Annotated in this window: 16 protein-coding genes; 7 read left to right on the forward strand and 9 right to left on the reverse strand. The window is 68.0% G+C overall.

Going from position 1 to position 20,850, the window contains the following annotated elements; all coding sequences use genetic code 11:
* Nucleotides 1-155: 155 nt before the first annotated feature.
* Nucleotides 156-1,637, reverse strand: coding sequence for an NAD-dependent succinate-semialdehyde dehydrogenase (locus IW252_RS03745; RefSeq protein ID WP_196835343.1), 1,482 nt, complete (start codon nt 1,635-1,637; stop codon nt 156-158).
* A gap of 122 nt (nt 1,638-1,759) precedes the next feature.
* Nucleotides 1,760-2,659: a 16S rRNA (cytidine(1402)-2'-O)-methyltransferase gene (rsmI, locus tag IW252_RS03750; protein WP_196837078.1), complete on the reverse strand. Its 900-nt coding sequence runs from the start codon at nt 2,657-2,659 to the stop codon at nt 1,760-1,762.
* 77 nt (nt 2,660-2,736) lie between these two features.
* Between rsmI and IW252_RS03755 the strand changes: the two genes are divergently transcribed.
* Both IW252_RS03755 and IW252_RS03760 read left to right on the forward strand, forming a co-directional pair.
* Nucleotides 2,737-4,422 carry a dolichyl-phosphate-mannose--protein mannosyltransferase gene (locus IW252_RS03755; protein WP_331271428.1) on the forward strand — a complete coding sequence of 562 codons (1,686 nt, stop codon included), beginning with the start codon at nt 2,737-2,739 and terminating at the stop codon, nt 4,420-4,422.
* A gap of 25 nt (nt 4,423-4,447) precedes the next feature.
* On the forward strand, nt 4,448-6,376 hold the full coding sequence (locus IW252_RS03760) for an AMP-dependent synthetase/ligase (protein ID WP_231365889.1): 1,929 nt from the start codon (nt 4,448-4,450) through the stop codon (nt 6,374-6,376).
* 70 nt (nt 6,377-6,446) lie between these two features.
* On the opposite strand, the gene IW252_RS03765 is transcribed toward IW252_RS03760, so the two are convergent.
* The 3 genes from IW252_RS03765 to IW252_RS03775 all read right to left on the reverse strand — a co-directional run bounded on the left by IW252_RS03765 (nt 6,447) and on the right by IW252_RS03775 (nt 9,480).
* A complete protein-coding gene (locus tag IW252_RS03765) occupies nt 6,447-7,517 on the reverse strand; it encodes a TIGR01906 family membrane protein (protein ID WP_196835344.1) in 1,071 nt (356 codons plus the stop codon).
* 20 nt (nt 7,518-7,537) lie between these two features.
* Complete coding sequence (ahcY, locus tag IW252_RS03770; protein WP_231365890.1) at nt 7,538-9,007, reverse strand: adenosylhomocysteinase; 1,470 nt, start codon at nt 9,005-9,007, stop codon at nt 7,538-7,540.
* A gap of 68 nt (nt 9,008-9,075) precedes the next feature.
* On the reverse strand, nt 9,076-9,480 hold the full coding sequence (locus IW252_RS03775) for a DUF3499 domain-containing protein (RefSeq protein ID WP_456243196.1): 405 nt from the start codon (nt 9,478-9,480) through the stop codon (nt 9,076-9,078).
* Between the two features lie 117 nt (nt 9,481-9,597).
* Between IW252_RS03775 and IW252_RS03780 the strand changes: the two genes are divergently transcribed.
* A complete protein-coding gene (locus tag IW252_RS03780) occupies nt 9,598-10,116 on the forward strand; it encodes a metallopeptidase family protein (RefSeq protein WP_231365891.1) in 519 nt (172 codons plus the stop codon).
* Nucleotides 10,117-10,118: 2 nt separating this feature from the next.
* Here IW252_RS03780 and IW252_RS03785 read toward each other — a convergent pair whose 3' ends face one another.
* Genes IW252_RS03785 through IW252_RS13445 form a run of 3 tightly spaced genes read right to left on the reverse strand, consistent with a single transcriptional unit; the run spans nt 10,119 to nt 15,639 of the window.
* The gene (locus tag IW252_RS03785) at nt 10,119-11,756 is read right to left on the reverse strand and encodes a DUF5719 family protein (protein ID WP_196835347.1); all 1,638 of its coding nucleotides are present in this window, start codon (nt 11,754-11,756) and stop codon (nt 10,119-10,121) included.
* Nucleotides 11,753-15,091 carry a glycosyltransferase gene (locus IW252_RS03790; RefSeq protein ID WP_408065778.1) on the reverse strand — a complete coding sequence of 1,113 codons (3,339 nt, stop codon included), beginning with the start codon at nt 15,089-15,091 and terminating at the stop codon, nt 11,753-11,755. The genes IW252_RS03785 and IW252_RS03790 overlap by 4 nt, the downstream gene beginning before the upstream one ends.
* Nucleotides 15,091-15,639: a WhiB family transcriptional regulator gene (locus tag IW252_RS13445; RefSeq protein ID WP_231365892.1), complete on the reverse strand. Its 549-nt coding sequence runs from the start codon at nt 15,637-15,639 to the stop codon at nt 15,091-15,093. Before IW252_RS13445 ends, IW252_RS03790 begins: the two co-directional genes overlap by 1 nt.
* A 272-nt stretch (nt 15,640-15,911) precedes the next feature.
* On the opposite strand from IW252_RS13445, the gene IW252_RS03800 reads away from it, so the two are divergent.
* Entirely contained in the window at nt 15,912-16,652 is a 741-nt protein-coding gene (locus IW252_RS03800; RefSeq protein WP_331271429.1) for a TIGR03089 family protein, read from the forward strand.
* 1 nt (nt 16,653) lies between these two features.
* Here IW252_RS03800 and IW252_RS03805 read toward each other — a convergent pair whose 3' ends face one another.
* Nucleotides 16,654-17,220: a GtrA family protein gene (locus IW252_RS03805; protein ID WP_196835349.1), complete on the reverse strand. Its 567-nt coding sequence runs from the start codon at nt 17,218-17,220 to the stop codon at nt 16,654-16,656.
* Nucleotides 17,221-17,420: 200 nt separating this feature from the next.
* Here IW252_RS03805 and IW252_RS03810 point away from each other — a divergent pair, with 200 nt between their 5' ends.
* Genes IW252_RS03810 through IW252_RS03820 form a run of 3 tightly spaced genes read left to right on the forward strand, consistent with a single transcriptional unit; the run spans nt 17,421 to nt 20,837 of the window.
* Nucleotides 17,421-18,578, forward strand: coding sequence for a 5-(carboxyamino)imidazole ribonucleotide synthase (locus IW252_RS03810; RefSeq protein ID WP_196835350.1), 1,158 nt, complete (start codon nt 17,421-17,423; stop codon nt 18,576-18,578).
* Nucleotides 18,579-18,635: 57 nt separating this feature from the next.
* Nucleotides 18,636-19,175: a 5-(carboxyamino)imidazole ribonucleotide mutase gene (gene purE / locus IW252_RS03815; RefSeq protein WP_196835351.1), complete on the forward strand. Its 540-nt coding sequence runs from the start codon at nt 18,636-18,638 to the stop codon at nt 19,173-19,175.
* A 9-nt stretch (nt 19,176-19,184) separates the two neighbouring features.
* On the forward strand, nt 19,185-20,837 hold the full coding sequence (locus IW252_RS03820) for an LCP family protein (RefSeq protein WP_196835352.1): 1,653 nt from the start codon (nt 19,185-19,187) through the stop codon (nt 20,835-20,837).
* Nucleotides 20,838-20,850: the final 13 nt, after the last annotated feature.

The raw sequence follows: 20,850 nt of genomic DNA on the forward strand, positions 1-20,850 counted from the left end.
GCTCAGCTTCCTCGGCGCTCGCCTCAGCCGGGATGACGACGTCGTCCTCAGGGACCGAGGAGGCGAAAGCGGGCGGGATCGATCCGGGACTCACACGCGTAGTTTTCACGCGTGCCATCCTATCGATCCCGCCCGCAGTGGGAGAGATTCACCCGCTAGTCGGCGTAGGGATCCCCGATACCGATGTACTGCACGGTGGAGTATTCAGCGATGCCCTCGCTGCCGCCCTCCCGGCCCATGCCCGACTGCTTCACACCACCGAACGGTGCGGCCGCGTTGGAGATCACCCCGGCGTTAAACCCGACCATGCCGAACTCAATCTGCTCGGCCACCCGGAACATCCGGTTGTAATCGGCCGTGTACAGGTAGGACGCCAGCCCATACTCGCTCGCGTTGGCGAGGCGGATGGCCTCCTCCTCCGTGGCGAACGTGGTCACGGGCGCTACCGGCCCAAAGATCTCCTCGGAGAGGATCTGCGCGTCGTTCGGGACGTTGCCGAGGACAGTCGGGGCGTAGAAGTAACCGTCCCCAGCCAGTGGCTCGCCACCGGTGATGGCGACGGCCCCGGCGGCCACGGCGTCGGACACGAGAGCGTGGACATCGTCCCGTGCCGAGGATTCGATCAGCGGGCCGACCGTTGAGGAGTCCTCGGTGCCACGCCCCGGGCGCAGAGCCTTCATGGCGGCGGCAAACTTCTCGGTGAACTCGTCCGCCACCGTGTCCTGCACGAGGAAGCGGTTCGCGGCGGTGCAGGCCTCGCCCATGTTGCGCATCTTCGCCGCCATCGCGCCCTCCACCGCCTTGTCCAGGTCGGCATCTTCGAAGACGATGAACGGCGCGTTGCCGCCCAGCTCCATCGACGTGCGCAGAACGTTGTCCGCGGCGTCCTTGAGCAGGCGCTGGCCCACCGGGGTGGACCCCGTGAAGGAGACCTTGCGCAGGCGCGAATCGGCCATGACGGGCCCAGAAATCGCCGAGGCGCTCTTGCCGGCCACCACGTTGAGTACTCCGGCTGGCAGCCCGGCTTCAAGCAGCGTGGCGGCGAACAACTGGCTGGTCAGCGGGGTCAGCTTGGCGGGCTTGAGCACCATGGTGCAGCCGGCAGCAATCGCCGGGCCCACCTTGCGCGTGGCCATCGCTAGCGGGAAGTTCCACGGCGTAATGAGCAGGCAGGGACCCACCGGCTTGTGCTGGACCAGGATCTTGTTCTTGCCCTCCGGCGTGGTGAGGTAGCGCCCGTAGTCGCGGACCGCCTCCTCCGAGAACCAGCGCATGAACTCGTTGCCGTAGGCGACCTCGCCCCGGGCCTCCGGCAGCGGCTTGCCCATCTCGAGGGTCATCAGCAGCGCGAAGTCCTCCGCGCGCTCGTTGATGAGGTCAAACGCACGGCGCAGAATGTCGGAGCGAGTACGCGCCGGGGTCAGCGCCCATTCGGCCTGGGCGGCGTCCGCCGCGTCCAGAGCGGCCAGGGCATCCTCGCTGGTGGCTGAGGCCAGCGTCGCGAGGACTTTGCCCGTGGCCGGGTCGTGCACGTCAAACGTGCCGCCGTCCGACGCGTCGCGCCACTGTCCGTTGATGAGCAGTCCGGTGGGGACGGAGGCCAGCAGTTCGGCTTCGCGCTCGGGTGTAATCGTCATTGGTTAGCTCCCGGGATTCGACAGGGCTTACGTGTGTGCCAAATCTATTCCAGCGGCTCGCCGCAACCTAAATCGAAGTTCGATCCCCGTCATATCCCGCTCACGGAGCGGTGAGCCCGACGCTACGATGCGGGGCGCGAGCGGGCTGCCACGACGTCGGCATACAGCTGACGCTTCGGAATGCGGTCCCGCTCGGCGACGGCGGCGACGGCGTCCTTGAGCCGCACGCCCGTTTCCATCATGGCCTGAACCGCCGCCACGTGATCGACGTCGTCGGCCTCCTCAGACGCCACAGCACCGCCGACGACGACGGCCAACTCACCGCGCACGCCGGGCTCGGCCCACGCGATCAGCTCATCCAGCGTGCCGCGGGCGACCTCCTCATGCAGCTTAGTGAGCTCGCGCGCTACCGCTGCCCGGCGCGAGCCGCCGAACGCTTCGGCGAGCGCTGTGAGCATCGGCGTGACCCGGTGCGGGGCCTCGAAAAACACCATGGTGCGCTGCTCCCCGGCGAGGTCAGCGAGCAGCGCGGCCCGCTCCCCGGGCTTGCGCGGCAGGAATCCTTCAAACGTAAAACGATCGGTCGGCAGCCCAGACAAGGCCAGGGCCGTCAACACGGCGGAGGGCCCCGGCACCGCGGTCACCTCAAGACCGGCCTCGACGGCGGCCTCCACGAGCCGGAACCCCGGGTCGGACACCGCCGGCATCCCGGCGTCGGAGACCACCAGCAACGTGGAACCCGCGGCCACGGCCTCCAACAATTCGGCGATGCGGGACGACTCGTTGTGCTCGTGGTAACTGATGAGACGCCCCGGGATGCGCAGGCCGAGCGCGTTCGCGAGGTGGAGCGTGCGGCGCGTGTCCTCAGCAGCCACGAGGTCCGCGCTACGCAACAGCTCGATCAGCCGCGGCGAGGCATCCGCCAAGTTCCCGATCGGCGTGGCGGCCAACACGATCCGGCCCTGTCCGGTTGGTCGTGAGGAGGCCCCGTCCGCAGGGCCCGTTGCGCCGCCGTCGTTCACTGTGGTGTTCACCCGTCCACCCTACCGCCGCCGCAATATGCACACGCAGCCGCATCGCGCCCATTAGAGTGGCGTGGGTGAGCCACTGGATCGTCCCGCCCGAACGAGCGCGCAGCGTGACAGGGCTACGCACTCGTTTACTCGGCGAGGACTCTCCTCGCGCCACCGAACCGGCACCGCGCTTTCTGCCGGCCCCGGCGGCGAGGGTGTGGAACTTCGTCATCGCCAACGCGTTCTGGTTGGCGCCGGCCCTCATCACCGCGCTCGCGGCCTGGCTGCGCCTGACGGGCCTGAACACGCCGCACGATCTCATTTTCGACGAGACCTATTACGTCAAGGACGCCTACACGCTGCTCGAGTCGGGCTACGAGCGGCAGTGGCCGGCCGAGGGCGCGGACGAGGCGTTCCTCGCGGGTCGCCCGGCTCCACTGACCGAGAGCGCCTACGTGGTGCACCCACCGCTCGGCAAATGGCTCATTGGGCTCGGCATGCTCGCCTTCGGTGCCAGCGATGGCCTCGGTTGGCGCGTGGTTCCCGCCTTGGCTGGCACGGTCTCCGTGTTGCTCGTCTTCTTGGTGGCGCGCCGCCTGTTCCGCTCGCTCACGCTAGCCTCCATCGCCGCATTGCTGACGGCCATCGACGGGCACCACATCGTCATGTCCCGCACGGCGCTGCTGGATATCTTCGTCATGTTGTTCGTCCTGGCCGCGTTCTACGCGCTGCTGATCGATCGCGACGACGGCCGCGACCGCCTCGCCCGGGCCCTCGCAGACCGCCGCCACCAGAGGGCCGATGCCCTGTTGTACGGGCCGTGGGTCCTCTGGCGCCCGTGGCGCCTCGCGGCCGGCGTCATGCTCGGTGGTGCGGTGGGCGTGAAGTGGTCGGCGCTGGCCTTCGTCGCGGTCTTTGGCCTCATGACGGTGCTCTGGGACGTCGGCGCGCGCCGGGCCGCGGGGATCCGGTACTGGGGCATCGCCGGACTCTTCAAGGACGGCGTCCCGGCGTTTTTCACGATCATCCCCGCCGCCGCCATCACCTACCTCGCCACGTGGACCGGGTGGCTGGTGACCGCCGGCGGGTATCACCGCACGTGGGCGGCCGAGCACCCGGACCGCGCGTGGCCGCTGGTTCCGGAGGCACTGCGCTCCCTCGCCGAGTATCACCGCAGCGCCTACGACTTCCACCGTGGCCTCGGGTCGGATCACTCGTGGGAATCCGGCCCGGAAACGTGGCTGTTCGCTGGCCGCCCGGTCCTCTACCACTACGAGACCCCGACCGCCGCCGACGGCTGCACGTTCGAGACCTGTAGCCAGGTGGTGACGGACCTACCCAACCCCCTCATCTGGTGGTCGGCCGCGCTCGCCTTATTCGTGGTGCTCTTCTTCTGGGCCGGGGCGCGCGATTGGCGTGCCGGGGCCATCCTGGCCGGTGTTGCCGCCGGATTCGTGCCCTGGTGGTTCTACCCCGAGCGCACCATGTTCTTCTTCTACACCATCGCCTTCCACCCGTTCATGATGCTGGCGCTAACCTTTGTCCTCGGCTGGATCCTCGGTCCGCGTCCACCGGCTCGGGCCCGGGACGACGACGTGCCGCAGCCAGGCACCGCCGCCGTCAGCGAACGCCGCCGGGCGGGCGCCGCCGTCGTGGGTGTGTTTATGGCCCTCGCCATCGCTGTGTCCGCGTTCTTCTGGCCCATCTGGACCGGGCAAATCATCAGCTACGACGCATGGAATCTGCGCGTGTGGCTGCCCACGTGGGGATAAGCATTTCTCAGTAGACTGGGGCCGAATGTCGCCGCCACAGGAGATGATTGTGCACGAAGCCCGCACTGACCTACTCGTCGAGCTCCCGCCGTCCTACAACACCACCCAGCTGTTGATCGATCGCCTCAACCGCGAGAACACGAACCCCGAATCGGCGTACCCGGTGTACGCGGTCAAAGCGCCATCCGGCCACTGGGTTCACGTCAGCACCGCCGAGTATGTGGCGCTGGTGCGCCGGCTGGCCAAGGCACTGATCGACGCCGGCGTCGAGCGAGGCTCCACCGTGGCGATCATGTCCCGCACGCGCTTCGAGTGGGCACTCGTGGAAGAGGCCGTGTGGTTTGCGGGCGCCGTGTCCGTCCCCATCTACGAGACCAGTTCGGCGTATCAGATCGAGTGGATCCTCCAAGACTCCGGCGCCCGGCACGTCTTTGCCGAGTCCGCCGAGCGCGCGGCCGTCATCGAAGACGCCGTCGCACAGCTCGGGGACGACGTGGCGATCTACTGCTTCGACGCCCAGCACAGTGTGGCCGGTGGCCGCGGTTCACACGTCACCGGTGGGTCGGTACCCGCCGGCATCACCGCGGGTTCCGACCTGGCCCTCCTGCTCGCCGGTAGCTCCCGCACCAGCGTGACCGACGCCGAGCTCGAGGCGGCGCGGACCTCTGCCGGCTACGGTGCCACGGCGACCCTCGTGTACACCTCCGGGACGACGGGGCGCGCCAAAGCGTGCACGATGACGCACGGCAACTTCGCCGGTGTCGCCGTCAACTTGGTCCCCCACATGCGCGAGGTCGTGCATGAGGGATCCCGCACGTTGATGTTCCTGCCGCTCGCGCACGTGCTCGCCCGTGCCGTCCAGCAGTGCTGCGTGCATTCGGGAACCACGGTGGCCCACGGGCCAGACGTGTCCCACCTGATGGAGGATCTTGGGTCCTTCCAGCCAACGTTCCTGCTGGCTGTCCCGCGCATTTTTGAGAAGATTCGAGCCGGCGCGCTGGCCACCGCGGAATCGGCCGGCAAGGGGAAGCTCTTTGCCGCGGCCGAGCAGGTGGCCACGGCCGTCTCGCGGCACCGCGATGCCCTGGCCCGCGGGCACGAGTCACGCCTGCCCGCGGTGACCCGCCTGCAGCACGCCTTCTTCGACAAAGTGCTCTACCCCAAGCTGCGCAGCGTCCTCGGCGGGCACGTGCGGTACGCGATCTCCGGGGCCAGCGAACTCAATGACGATCTGGCGCACTTCTTCCGCGGCGCGGGAGTGCAGTTGTTGGAGGGGTACGGGCTGACGGAATCCACGGCGCCCGCGACGGTGAACCAACCCAACTATGTTCGCGTCGGTTCGGTCGGTTTCCCCATCCCCGGAACCACCGTGCGCATCAGCGACGACTCCGAGGTCCAGCTGCGGGGCGTCGGCGTCTTCGGCGGCTACCACAACAACGCTGAGGCCACCGCGGAGGCGTTCACCGAGGACGGGTTCTTCGCCACCGGGGACCTCGGTGAACTCGACGAAGATGGCTTCCTCACCATCACGGGGCGCAAGAAGGACCTCATCGTCACCGCCGGAGGCAAGAACGTCTCTCCCGGCCCGCTGGAGGAACTGATTCGTGCCCACCGACTGGTGGACCAAGTCGTTCTCGTCGGAGAGCAGCGCCCCTTCATCGGCGCGCTCGTCAGCCTCGATCTGGAGGCCCTCGGGCCATGGGCGGCCGCGCACGGCCTCGAGGGCCTCACCGCGGAAGAAGCCGCAGGACACCCCGACGTGTATGCGCAGCTTCAGGCGGCGATCGACGAGGCCAACATGACCGTCTCCCACGCTGAAGGCATCAAAAAGTTCACCATCGTGTCCCAGCAATTCACGGAGGACTCCGGGCACCTCACCCCGTCGATGAAGCTGAAGCGAGCCGCCGTCGTCGAGACCTGCGCTGAGGACATCGAGGAGCTCTACGCTCACTAGCTCCACTCACCACAGGCCAGTGGCGGGTCACCCACCGTGGTGACCCGCCACTGGCGCCTCAGTGCGCGGCTTAGGCGGCTGCCCGGCGCCCGGCCAGCCGAGCTCGAGAGGCCTCGCGACGGGACCGGGTCGGCCACGTGGCGAGAAGCGTCACCGCGACGGACAGGAGCACGAGGATACCGACGCCCAGCCCAGCGTCGATCCAAAACTGTGCCGGATAGAGGCGGATCAGCGCGTCCGAATAGTTGAAGGTCCACGTCCCCTCAGCGAAGAACACCGCGTGCACCGTGGTAAAGAACGCTGACCAATTCAGCGCGGCCAAGGCGCCAAGCACCACGGCGACGGCCAGGGTGGCGACGGCGCCAGCGAACAGGCCCCGCCGGATCCCGCCGGGCGAGCGCACCGCGAGGTACCAGACGAGAAAGATCCCGACGACGACCAAGGCGAACCCGGCAGCGAAGCTCGTGGCCAGCACCGCCTTCACATCCGCCATATGCGCCACCTCGGCGCCGGAGAACAGCGGCTGGCCGTCAAGACCGAGCAGGTTCCCTAAGTACTCCGGCCCGGCCGCGTTGCTGAGATAGTCCACCCCGTAGGAGCCGAACGTCATCCGCTGCTCTGTCCCCCACCCGAATTCGTCGGCAGGAAACCCTGGACGGTGGTACTCGAGCCACAGGAACCACGGGCTCGCGATCGTCTTCAGCGCGCCAATCACCAAAATGAAGGGGTAGATCACTGCCAGCAGCACTTGCACGATGCGGGGGGCCAACGGCTTGGCGCTCAGCGCCGCATCGCGGGCGCGGCCCCGGCGATCGTCAACGCTCGACTCGGCGCCGGCGGTCACCGGCGCCGGACCAGACCTCTGCGCAGCCGCCTCCGCCGAACGCAGCACGCTGCCCGCGGAGCTGGCGCCCTTACTCGGGCTTTTGACCGCGTCGACCAGTGGATCCTGCGTTCCCGGCTCGCCGCCGTGAGCACCGACGGTCTCGTCCGTGCCCGCGGCGCGACGGCCACGACGGCGGCTGGTCACCGGCAGCGCCGCGGTCTGCGGCGTCGTGCCGTCTTCGGTGGCAGGCTGTTCGGCGGCGGCCTGTGGGCGCTCCATCGGCTCCGTTGCCTCACCGTGCTGCTTCTGGCTCATCCGGTTCCTCCCTCAGGCCTTTAGTAGCGGTAGTGATCGGGCTTGTACGGGCCTGCCGCGTCCACGCCAAGGTAGTCCGCCTGGCCGGGCGTGAGCTCCGTCAGTTCGACGCCGAGCGCCGGCAAATGCAGGCGTGCCACCTTCTCGTCCAGCAGTTTCGGCAGCACGTACACGTCGCGCTCGTACTCGCCGGTGCCGTCCTTGGTGAACAACTCGATTTGGCCGATGGTCTGATTGGCGAAGGAGTTGGACATGACGAAGCTCGGGTGGCCGGTCGCGTTGCCGAGGTTCAGCAGGCGGCCCTCGGACAACACGATGATCGAACGCTCAGTCGCCGTGTCGGCGTCGAAGACCCACTCGTGCACCTGGGGCTTGATCTCGACCTTACGCACGCCCGGCACGGCGGCGAGACCGGCCATGTCGATCTCGTTATCGAAGTGGCCCACGTTGCCCACGATGGCTTTGTCCTTCATCTTCAGCATGTCGGCGGCCATGATGATGTCCTTGCCGCCCGTCGTGGTGATGAAGAGATCGCCCTCGGAAATGACCGAATCGAGCCGGGCCACTTGGTAGCCGTCCATGGCCGCCTGCAGGGCGCAGATCGGGTCCACCTCGGTGACGACGACGCGGGCTCCCTGGCCGCGCAGCGCCTCCGCGGCGCCCTTGCCGACGTCGCCGTAGCCGCAGACCACAGCGACCTTGCCGCCGATGAGGACGTCCGTCGCGCGCATGATGCCGTCCGGCAGCGAGTGACGGATCCCGTACTTGTTGTCGAACTTCGACTTGGTCACCGAATCGTTGACGTTGATCGCCGGGAAGAGGAGCTTGTTCGCCGCGGCCAACTGGTAGAGGCGGTGCACGCCCGTCGTCGTTTCCTCGGTGACGCCCTTAATTTGCGGGGCGAGACGCGTGAACTTTTGCGGATCGCGTGCCAAGGACTCGCGCAGGCGGGACAGCACGATCGTGTACTCGTGCGGGTCCTGATCCGTTGCCTCCGGCACGGCGCCGGCGGCCTCAAACTCCACGCCCTGGTGCACCAGCATGGTGGCGTCGCCGCCGTCGTCCAAGATCAAGTTCGGGCCGAGCTCCGGGTTCTCGGCGGCACCCGGCCACGTCAAGATCTGCTCGGCAGTCCACCAGTACTCTTCGAGTGTCTCGTTCTTCCACGCGAAGACGGGCACGCCCTGCGGATCCTCCGGCGTGCCGTTCGGGCCGACCACGACGGCGGCCGCGGCCTCATCTTGGGTGGAGAAGATATTGCAACTGGCCCAGCGGACCTGCGCGCCGAGGGCCACGAGGGTCTCGATCAGCACGGCCGTCTGGACGGTCATGTGCAGGGAGCCCGCGATGCGCGCCCCGGCCAGCGGCTGCTGGTCTCCGTACTCCTCACGCAGGGCCATGAGGCCCGGCATCTCGTGTTCGGCTAGGCGGATCTGATGGCGACCAGCCGCGTGCAGTGACAGGTCGGCGATCTTGTAATCGGCGGTCATGGAGGCCTCTTTCGCGTGGTGGGTGGACCGGCTGGGCATCTGGGCAGTGGAGCGAGCCGCAGCGCGGGTTACGACAGGTGGGGGTTCCGCAGAATGCGCAGCGCGGGCTTGTCGCCGGGCTTGGGGATTCCGTCCGCACCGTCCGGCGGGGTGAGGCTGCGCCGGGAGGTGTCCTCGCTCGACGCCGGGGACCCGTCAGCTCCCGCCTCCCGGTGGCCGGCGTCGTCGTCCATCTTCGGCGTGGCATCACCGTGATCTCGGTGCTCGCGCACCGCATCGGCGAGCGCCGAGAGCTCGTCAGAGGCCAACCTGGGCGCTGCCGGCAGGTCGAGGCGCAGCACGTCCCAGCCGCGCGGGACCGTCAGGCGGGAGGCGTGGGCGGAGCAGAGGTCGTAACAGTGCGGTTCGGCATAGGTGGCCAGCGGTCCCAGGACCGCGGTGGAGTCCGCGTAGACGTACGTCAGCGTCGCCACCGCGGATTCGCGGCAGCCTGAGCGCGAACACAGACGAATTGATCCCACGTCGACCTACCCTACCGGCTGTCCATCGCGACTGGGCGCATCGGCACGGCCCGCACTACGCTGAGGTCCATGGGAAGCTTGTCCTTCAATGCGGGAGCCGACAGCGCTCCGGACGGCGCGCGCGGGTTCCGTGACCGCCGGCGCAACCGCCATGGCCGCGGTTTGCGCACGCCACTGATGTTGCCCATGCTCCCAGGCGCACGGACGCGCGGGGAGCGCTTCGAGGATCTCGTGGCCGAGTCCGGGATGCGCTTGGAACAACTCCACGGAACCGAGGTGGCGGGCATCGATTTTCGGATCGGGTTCGTCCCTGATCGCGACGCGCTGGACCGTGCCGCGGCTCGTGGTGAAGCGCCTCCCCTGGGACAGAGCCTCCGCGCGCAGGCGTCCACCGGTTCCGGGCCCACCCGCGAGTTGAAGCGGGTCATCGTCTATCGCCGGCCCGTGGAGCAGCTGTGCCCCTCCCCCGTGGTACTGCCGGAATTGGTGCACGACGTCGTGGTGGAACTGGTCGCGGAGCTCATGAACTTGCCACCGGAACAGGTGGACTCGACGTACGGGCGCAGCGGGCTGCGCGGCGGCCCGTAACCTCAGCGTCGCACGTCGACCTCGATGCTGCGCCGCCCCTCGCTCGCCGGGGGCAGCGGGGTCATGGACACCGTGCGCTCGTCCTCACCCAGCACGCGCAATCCGCCGTAGACAGCCTCGCCGGAAGCATCGAGAAGGAAAGCCACGGCCGAGGAGGAGACCGATTCAAGGTCCACCATCTCGGTCGCAGCGCCGGTGAGCTCGATCGTCTCAGCGTCCCCGATCGTCCCGTCCGCGGAAACTGGCCGCAGATCGACGCTAGAAGTCCCCCCGGCAGACCCGAGCATAAGGTCGGCATCGTCGCGTCCGGGCATCGCGACGAGATGTTGATGTCCGAGTCGCGATGTGGCGGGCATCCACCCAAAATCGACGTTGGCATCAGAGGTTCCGCGCACCGACCGGGCCCCCGCAATGACGGACTCGCTCGATTGCAGGGCAACGGTGTAATTGCCGTTCTCTAACTCTTCGAGGGAGAACTGCGCCACCGAGTCTGCGGGGACCGTCCGTTCGGCGCCGCCCGGAACGTCCACTTCCCCGTCTTCGCCGAATATCCGCAGGCTGACTTGAGCCTCCTGGGAACTGGGATTCGCAACCTGCAGCTGACTGGTGGCATCGGAAAAGTCTCCCGCCGTGGAGAGCTCGAGTGAATCCTGTTGCACGAAGAGGCCCGGCACCAGCTGGCTCCGGGCGGCGGGTGCGCCCGGGGTGAGGTAGTCCACGCCGCCGGGGGTCAATCCCCGCAGCACGGACTGCTGCACGACGGCGGCCAAGGGGGCGCCCTGGGATCGGACGCGAACACTCACGGCGGGATCGTCGGCAATGAAGCCGGCCAAGACGATGTCCTTGGTTTGGCCCGGGCCCACCACGATGCCGCGCAGATTCGCGGCTTCTGCGCGACCCGTCGAACCGAGCACGTCGAGGTCCACCGTGGCCGCGGAATCGGAGGGGTTCGACAACATGAGCACCGCGGTGCGGCCCACCTCGGTGGAGGCTCCGGTGATCCATTGATCGTTCGACGGCGGCAGGCACGCCGCCGTGGCTTGCCCGGCGAGGTCTCCGTCCGTGGCCTCGTAATGGCGCGTGAGGCCAGCGGTGGACTTGAGGCCGCCCAACGGCTGGGCCCGCAGTAGCGCCCAGCCCGAGGAGGAGACCTCGCTGGCCGACTCGGCCGTCTGCCCGCTGTAGCCGTCCTCGCTGGCCCCCAATTGCTGATCCGCCTCGTCGTCCGGCAACCGTTCCGCTAGGTCCTCCAACGACTCCCCGTCGAGGGATTCGATCGCCGTGCCGGGGATCCGCTGGGCCGGATCGGAGATCACGGTACCGCTCACGGTGGACTCGGCCGATTCGGCGTCGGGAGCAAACTCCGGGTCGGTCCCTTCGGCCGTCGTGCCCTCAACAAGGCGCGGCATCGGGGCGCAGGCAAACACCGCATCGCCCGCCGGGACGGTCGACGCCGTTAAGCCAATGTTCTGGGCGGCTGAACCGGTTCCCCACAGGCCCTGAGCCACAACTCCCCCACCGGCGACCAGCACCAGAGCCGCGCCGGTCCCGGCGGCAACGGTGCGCCGGACGCGCTGGCGCATCAGGCGCCGGGCCCTCCGCGTGTCGGCGCTACTGCGCTCGGCGTCGGATTTGCTCATGTTGACTCCTCCTGGCCATGCCGCGTCGTCGTGTCAGGGGCCATCGGTTCCGGACCATCCGTGCTGTGCGCGTGATCTGTGGCGCGCCACCGTGGTTCGCTCAATTGATTCCGGCGGCGCGCACGGATCGGCAGCACGAGCAGGATCACGATCACGGCCAGCACCGCCTGGACGATGCCGATCGGCAGAGCCCAAGGATTGTGGTAGCTCACCGTCACCGTTCCAGCCTCGGCCGGCAGCTCGAACGCTTGCGCCCACTCCAAGGTGGTGGCCCGCAGCGGGCGGCCGTTGAAGCTCGCCTGCCATCCGGCATCGGCGCGCTCGGCGAGGACCAGGCGTCGCCCGTCGTCACCAGCGGGCACGTCCTGCTCCGTGACGCGGGCCCGGTTCGAGTCGAGCAAGTATTCCTGATTGACCTGGGCATCAACGACGCGCACGCGCGAGGTGAAGTTGCCGCTCTCCTCCTCGGCTCCCGCCGGCTCCACGCGCCACAGCCATCCGGCATCGGTCCGGCCGATTTCGGCGAGAGAGGGAACGACGTCGATGAGGCTGGCCGTGTAGTCCCCGGAGGAGTCCGTGTTGGTCAGCACCACAAAGTCGACGCCGAGGATCGCGAGATCCCGCCGCGGGTCGAGGGCCTGGCCGGAAACGATCGAGGCGACCGTTGCGCGTAGCGCCGTCGTTGCGTCGTCGTCCTGACGTCGTTCGGCAGCGAACAGTGGCCCGTACAGCGCACCGGCCTCAGCCACGGCAGAGACAGAGTCCAGCGTGGAGCCGCTGCCGCTGACCAGCGACGCTTCGACGGAACCGCCGTCACGCCGCGTCATGACCAGCGTGCGGGTCTCGTGCGGGCTCACGCCACGGTCAGCTGCCGTGGCCGGCAGGCTGCGGGCGATCGTCGCTTGCACCTGCGATTCAGCCCCATAGGGCCCGCTCGCCACCAGCCAACCAGCGCCCGCCACCACGACGGCGATGCCGGCCAGCACGGCCACGGCTGACACGCCCAGACGGCGCGCGCGGCTGGCCGACCCCAGCGACTCGATTTGCCCGGAGGTAAAGCGAAGGTTCCCGGCGCCAGCGGCCGCGGCGACGAGCAATGCGAGCACGACGGCTGATGTGAACGTCCCCGTGAACGGAGTCACCGTCTGCGCGCCATCGACGCCCGTGGCCACCAGTTGCGCGCCAGCCGAGGCCGCGAGGAGGACGACGGCGGCGGCGAGCGCCCCACGCGCGGTCCACCCGGCGCGGTCCGCGGCAACGGATCCGAAGACCGCGCAGAGCAGCACCGGGAGCGCCACAAGCACTGCGGCGATAGCGAGCCACGGTACCCCGGGAGCCACGTCGGTGAGCCAGGGTAAACCGTTGGCCGTGTCTAGGGTGACGGGAAAGCCGAGCGCCTGCTGCCACAACGGCGCCGCGTCGAACGCGCGAGGCACGGACGGATCGGCGAAGAGGACGCGCAGGTCTTCGGTGGCGGTGACAGCCAGCGGGGCCACCACGCCGATCGCCGGAAGGGGCACCCACCACAGGGCTTTGGCGCGGCGACCGGCCGCCAGCGCCACGATGATGATCACGGCCACTGCTGGCCACAGGAGGGCTGGCGCGGCGGACACCAGGCCGGCGAGGGCGAGCGCGGCTCCCGCGGCCGCCGTCCACGACGGGGTGCCAGCGACGCCCGGGCGGGCGGTCGCGGCGGCGTCGTCGTGGTTCAGCGTGGCCTGACCGCGCCGCGGGGCCCCACCAATGCTGCGGATGATGCCGAGCGCGGCGAGCGGAAGCAGCAGGTGCACCACGACGGCGCTCAGGCGCCCCTGGCCGAGAGCGACCTGCAGGCTGGGTGCCAGACCGTACAACACAGCACCCAGCAATCGGATCCCGCGCGAGCCAGTCACCGCGCCGAGGGTCAGCCAGGCGAAGAACGCTGCGAGCGGCATGGCCGCGAAGAAGAGGACGACGACGGCCACGTTGGGCGCCCCGGCCGCCGTGAGCCCGAGCAGCCAGAGCAGACGGTCGAACGGGTCTGGCGCGCCGGCGACTCCAGACCCCGTCGCCTGCCACCATTCGGTCGCGTTGGCCCAGAGCGTGCCAGCCCGATCCGAAATCGGCAACAAGGCGCCTCCGGTGAGTGCCTGCGCACCGATGAGGTGGCGCAGGCCCAACAGGGACAGCCCGGCCGTCAGCAGGACCGCGACGATGGCGCCGACGGCGGAGCTGAGCCGATTCGTCGTGGCGAGCTCGGCGAAGTCGTCCCGGTCGTCACCGGAGGGATTGGAGGCTTCGGTCTGGGCGAGGCTATGCGAGCCAACCCCCACCGGTTCGTCCTCCACGCGGGCCGTCAGGTGCCGACGGTGCTCGCGGACCTCTCGGGGATTCGTCATCAGGGCGCGAACGGCTCCACGGCGCTGCTTGCGCGTACTGGCGGCCTGCCGACGCGACTTGATGAGACTCACGGGGCGCAACACGGCGGCGAGGGACGCGATCAGTTGTCCGGCGCCGTGGCCCGGGTCCTTAGAAATCAGGCCGGCGATGAAGCGGCCTAGGCCGCCCAGGACGGCGAAGAGCGTGATGAACGGGACGGCGAGCAACGGCGCGTGCTTCAAGCGCAGGTAGACCTGGGACCGGCGCGCGGCCATGGGACCACTGAAGTGCTTGACGGCGTCCGGCGCGTGATACATGCGGGCGGCAGGAACGATGACGACGCGGTGCCCCGCGAGGCGAGCACGCCAGCAGAGATCGAGGTCGTCCCCCACCCCTGGCAGCGCCTCGTCGAAACCGCCGAGCGCCTCGAACACGTCACGCCGGATGAGCAGGCCAGCGGAGTTCACGGCAAAGGAGTCGCTGCGTCGATCGTGCTGTCCCTGATCGAGTTCGTCGGCCTCGATCATGGTCAAGCGTTCGCCCGCTCGGCTCATGGACAAGCCCACGTCGAGCAGGTGACGCGGCCGGTCGGCGTCGAGCTGCTTGCAGCCAGCAATCGCCACGGACGGGCTCGCCTCCACGGCGCGCAGGAGCTGCTCCAAGGCGTCCGGGGCGGGGGCCGAGTCGTCGTGGATCAGCCAGATCCATTCGTTCCCGGCGACCTCTAGGGCGGGAGCCTCCGCGAGCCCGGCGGCCACGGAATGCCCGAACCCGTGGGCGGACGTCTGCGTCACCAGGGCGTCGTCAGGCAGGTATCCTCGCAAGAGCGGCGCCGAGTCATCCCGCGAGGACGCGTCCACCCCGATGATCCGGTCAACGCGTCGCGTCTGCTGGGTCAGGGCGCCCAGCGTTTGGGGGAGAAACTCCGCACCGTCACGCGTGGCAACGACGGCGGTGACGGCAACTTGTCCGTAAATTAGACCGCTCGCTTCCGCAGCCGGCGGCGTTCGCGCTCGGACAGGCCGCCCCAAATTCCAAACCGCTCGTCGTTAGCCAGCGCGTACTCGAGGCATTCGGAACGGACATTGCAGGCGCCGCAGACCTTCTTGGCGTCCCGGGTCGAGCCGCCCTTCTCCGGAAAAAAGGCCTCGGGGTCAGTCTGCGCGCAGAGGGCTTCCGTCTGCCAGCCCAGTTCGCCTTCGTCCTCGTCATAGCCGACGAGTCCGAGCCACAGCTCCCGCTCAGTGTTTTTCTGCTGGCCGCTCTCGGCCGGGGCCTGGCGCAGCGGAGCCACGAGCGCCTCGGGCTCCGCGGAGTCGCTGCCCGCCTCGGCTTCCTCGTGCGCAGCGAGGAACGCGGTCGCGCTCTCTTCGAGGACCTGTTCGGACGCCTCGCGGAATCGCTCCGCCGCGGCGTCGTCCGCCGGGTCGAGGAACCAGTCCCCGGGCACGCCACGGGAACCATAGTGCTTAGAAGCCTGTGCCTGGCTAGTGCTGTGCTCGTAAATGCGTTCTGGTGTCCCCATTGTTGAGCCCTTCAATGTACTGGTCGGCTGTGCTCGTCCGTGCGCTATGGCCATCGAGGCCCGAGCGCTGTGAGAACGTATGAGGGAAGCTCATGCGTGTTCTACGCGACTAATTACACGTGTGTAACTCTCCCCCGTCAAGCGGATCGGGGATTTTAGAGGCCGTTCGCGCGTGTCGTTTCGCGCCACGCCGGAGAAAATCCCCGCTAGACCACGGGGGAGGCAACTTCGCCGGATTGTCAGGGTTTTCACAGCATCAAGAGGAGTTCGCCGTGCCGACACATCACGAAACATTGCGGCCCATCGAGTCACTATTGGCACCCCTCCGGGCGTCTGCCGCGCCCCTGCTGACGTGGCACGGGCCCTCCGGCGAGCGCGTCGAGCTCTCCGGGCGCGTGGTCGACAACTGGGTGGCTAAGTCGGCAAACCTCCTGCAGGAGGAATACGACGCCGGCCCCGGCACGATGGTGCGTCTGGACATGGAACCACATTGGAAATCCATCGCACTCGCTCTGGCCGCATGGCACGTGGGAGCCACGGTGACCACGCGCCCGGACGGGCCCGCCGACGTCGTCGTGACGGATTCCCCCGAGGGGGCCTCCGGCGACGAGGTTCTCGCCGTCGCGCTCCCCTCGTTGGCCCTGTCGTTCGGGTCAGACCTCCCCGCCGGCGCCCTCGACTATGCGTCGGAGGTCCGCTCGTTCGGTGATGTGGCGTTTCCGGAGCCCGTCGACGCCGGCGCGACGGCGCTCGTGACGCCGGACGCCGAGCTGACCTTCGGCGAGCTCGTCCAGGAGCCAACGGGCACGTTCGGACTGGCCCAAGACGCCGGGGCCGTGGCGTTCGCCACCGACGCACAGACCGGGGCCGTGCGGAACGGCATCAGCACCGTGGTGCACGCCGCCGTGGTCCTCTTCGCAGCACAGCGTCCGCTCGTCGTCCTCGGCGCCGGCGTCGAGGCGAGCGCTCGCCTACTGGAGCAAGAGCGCGTCGCCGAGATGCTCGGGGCCTAGGCTAGCTCGTTCGCCCCTCGTCCGGCTCCGCTCGGCCGGGAACCTGGACGGCGCCCTGCGTTGCCGCCGAGGCATCGGCATGGCCAACGATCTCGTGATCGTGGGCAAATTCGGGCTCCTCGTCCAGCTCGGCCGTGAAGACCCAGAAGCGGTAGGCGAAAAAGCGGAAAATGGTTCCGAGAATGAGACCCACCACGGATCCGGCGATGAAGAGGCTGGTGGTGTCGGTGAGGTGGAGCAAGTACTTCGTGACCCACACGCACGCCGCGGCGATCCCGAGGCCGATGGCGTTCATGACGAGGAAGAGCACCAGTTCGCGGGCCACGTTATTTTGCCGGCGGTGACGGAACGTCCAGTACCGGTTAGCCACCCACGAAAAGAGCGTCGCCACCACGCCAGCAACGATCTTGGCTTTGACTTCAGAACCGGCCATGGGCCCACCCATGAGCCACACGAAGATGCCCGTATCCACCACGAAGGCGGCGGCCCCGACTACGCCGAACTTGGCGACCTCCCGCCACAACATCGAGACCAAGCCCTGGACGCGTCCCACGAGCGAGCTGAACATGTTCCTCCACACAACCGGTTGCCGCCATCGGTGCCCGTGGGCGGCGATCCGTTTTTCTCAAGAGAGCGCCACGGCCGGACGGCATAGTGGCGACCAGTCTACGGGTGTCCGCTACGTGTTCGCTGTGAATCGGTACCAAAATCGAGGTGCCGGCGCTCACGGGTTCGGGTGGTCGGCGTCGCTTTCGGTACGCTGGGCGGGTGAGTTTTCCTGTGATTGGTGTAGTAGGTGGCGGCCAGCTCGCCCGGATGATGGCCCCGCAGGCCGTGCACTTGGGCGTCGAGCTCCACGTCTTGGCCGAGGGCCCCGACGTCTCCGCGGTGTCCGCCGTGGCCCACGCCCCCGTCGGTGATTACACGGACCTTCAGGCGCTGCGGGACTTCGCCCGCGGTAAAGACGTCATCACCTTTGATCACGAACACGTCCCGAACGCCCACCTGCAGGCGCTCATTGACGACGGCGTCAACGTACAGCCGCGCCCGGCCGCACTGGTGCACGCCCAAGACAAGCTCGTCATGCGGCGAGCCATTGAGAAGCTGGGCCTGCCCAATCCCCAGTGGGACGCCGTCGCCACCGTCGAGGACCTGATCGCCTTCGGCGAGAAGATCGGGTGGCCGGTGGTCCTCAAGACGCCGCGCGGCGGGTACGACGGCAAGGGCGTGCGCATCGTTGACTCGGCGGCCGCTGCGCGAGACTGCAGCGACTGGTTCGATGGCACTTTTGACGCGCTGCTGGCCGAGGAGAAAGTCCCGTTTACTCGAGAGCTCTCCGCCATGGTGGCCCGAACTCCGAGCGGCACGGCTCGGACGTGGCCAGTGGTCCACACCATTCAGGTCGACGGCGTCTGCGACGAAGTGATTGCCCCGGCCGCTGCGCTGGATCCGGCCGTCGAACAGGCCGCACGTGACGCCGCACTGACCATTGCGGAGGAGTTCGGCGTGACCGGAACCATGGCCGCGGAGCTTTTCGAGACGGACTCCCACCCGGCCGGATTCGTGGTTAACGAACTGGCGATGCGCCCGCACAACACCGGCCACTGGACCATGGATGGCTGCGTCACCAGCCAATTTGAACAACACCTGCGCGCCGTGCTGGATCTGCCCTTAGGCGACACGTCGGTGCTCGGCGAGCGCGTCGTCATGAAGAATTACTTGGGCGGGGACAACCATGATTTGTACGCCCTGTTCCCGGCAGCCTTAGCGGCGGAGCCACGAGTCAAGGTCCACGCCTACGGCAAGTCGGTGCGCCCTGGCCGTAAGATCGGGCACGTCAACGTCGTCGCAGAGCCCGGGGAAACCATCGAATCGTTGCGGGCCCGTGCGGACCGCGTCGCCTCACTCATTCGAGACGGCCGGTAAACCCCACCCACCGCGGGCACTGCCTTGGACTCAGTGCCGTTGAACGAAGGAACCAGCATGAGCAACACGCAGCCGCTCGTCTCAGTCGTCATGGGATCGGACTCGGACTGGCCCACCATGCGCTTGGCCGCCCAAGCACTCGAGGAACTCGGCATCCCGTTCGAGGCCGACGTCGTCTCGGCGCACCGGATGCCGCAAGACATGATCGCTTACGGACTGGCCGCCCACGAGCGCGGACTGCGTGTCATCATCGCCGGAGCCGGCGGGGCAGCACATTTGCCGGGCATGCTGGCCTCGGTGACGCCGTTGCCGGTCATCGGCGTGCCGGTCCAGCTCAAGACTCTGGACGGAATGGACTCGCTGTTGTCGATCGTCCAGATGCCCGCTGGCGTGCCCGTGGCCACGGTCTCCATCAACGGCGCCCGCAACGCGGGCCTGTTGGCGGCGCGCATGCTCGCCAGCGGCGAGGGCGATGTCGCCGAGCGGCTGCGGAGCCAGCTGGTGGACTTCTCCGCCGAGCTACGGCAGGTCGCTGCGGACAAGGGCGCTGCGTTGCGCCAGCGCATTGCAGAGAACGGCACGGGCGATCACGCCTAGCGAGACACGATGACTGATTCACGACGCCCCCGGCTCACCGATCCCGTGCGGAATCCGGAGCAGGCTCCAGCGCCCGTCCGCACCAAGCGGGCCTTCTTTCTGCTCTTGCTGACCATCTTCGTTCCCGGAGGCGCTCAGGTCGTCGCCGGAAACCGCACGGTGGGCCGCCGCGCGCTCACGGTCACGATCACGGTGTGGGGCATCGTGCTGGTGGCGCTCGTCGTGGCCCTCGTCAACCGTGCGTGGCTCATCTCCCTCTTCGCCCAACCCAGTGTGCAGTTGGTCGCGGCGATCGTGCTCTTGGTGCTGGCCATCGGCTGGCTCTTGCTCTTCATCAATACCCTGGCGATCATCCGCCCTTCGCTCCTTGCCCCCGGGGCCCGCGGCGCCCTGGTCGGCGCCACCGTCGTGGCTCTGGTCTGCACCACGGGCGTCCTGGGCTACGGCTCCTTTGTGATGAACACAAGCCGCGGAACCATCCTCAACGTCTTCTCTTCCGGCCCCGCCATGGACCCGGTGGACGGACGCTACAACATCATGGTGATGGGCGGCGACGCCGGCGAAACACGTGAGGGCCTGCGTCCGGACACGATGATGCTCTTCAGCATCGACGCGGAGACGGGACGCACGGCGATCATCTCCTTCCCCCGCAACTTCCAGAACGCGCCGTTCCCGGAAGATTCACCGCTGGCCGACGTCTTCCCGGACGGCTTCAGCTGCGGCGACGAGTGCATCCTCAATGCCCTCTACCCAGTGGTTGAAGCCGACTATGCGGACCTCTATCCTGAGGGCTCAAACGCCGGCGCCGAGGCCATGCTGGACGCGGCTGAAGGCATCACCGGCCTCCCCGTTCAGGGGTACGTCCTCGTGGACATGGGCGGCTTTGAGCAGCTGATCGACGCCATGGGCGGTGTCACCGTGGACTCGGGCGGCTGGGTTCCCTACCGGGGTCCGGTGCGGGACGACATGGCGGTGCGCACCCGATGGTTCGAGCCGGGGGAATTGCACCTCGACGGCGCGGATGCGCTGTGGTACGCACGTTCGCGCTATTTCACGACCGACTACCACCGGATTCGGCGTCAACAGTGCCTCCAACAGGCGATGATCAAGCAATTCAATCCGCAGACGGTCTTGACGCGTTTTAGCGACATCATGTCCGCTGGCGAGCAGCTCGTCGAGACCAACATTCCGCAGGACCAGTTGGGCAGCTTCCTCAACCTCGCCGACAAGGCCCGGGACCACAGTTTTGAGCGCCTGACATTGGGTGCACCGGACTTCGGCACCAGCGCGGACCAGTTCTCCACGTATCCGGATTTCGATCAAATCCACACGCGGATCGATGAGCTGCTCGTAAGCGCCTCCGCGGCAGCCGAGGACGAATCGTCGGCCCCGGCCGAGCAACCGGAGCCAGAAGCCCCGGCACAGGCGGAAGATGAAGCGGGTTCGGAAGCGGACACCCCCGCTGCCGACGACGAACCGGCGGAAACGGAGTCAGCGGACTCCGGGACGTCTGAACAGATCGAGGGCTGGACCACGACGGCGCCCACCACTCAACCGGACGGGTCTGAGCTCACCGAGGACTATCTCATCACCCTGGAACAGATCGGCCGGACGGACCTACTAGAACTCATCGCCGCCAATAACAGCGACTGCAGCGCCTAGGCGCAGCGGAAGG

This window comes from Zhihengliuella flava, from assembly GCF_015751895.1.
Lineage (GTDB): Bacteria > Actinomycetota > Actinomycetes > Actinomycetales > Micrococcaceae > Zhihengliuella > Zhihengliuella flava.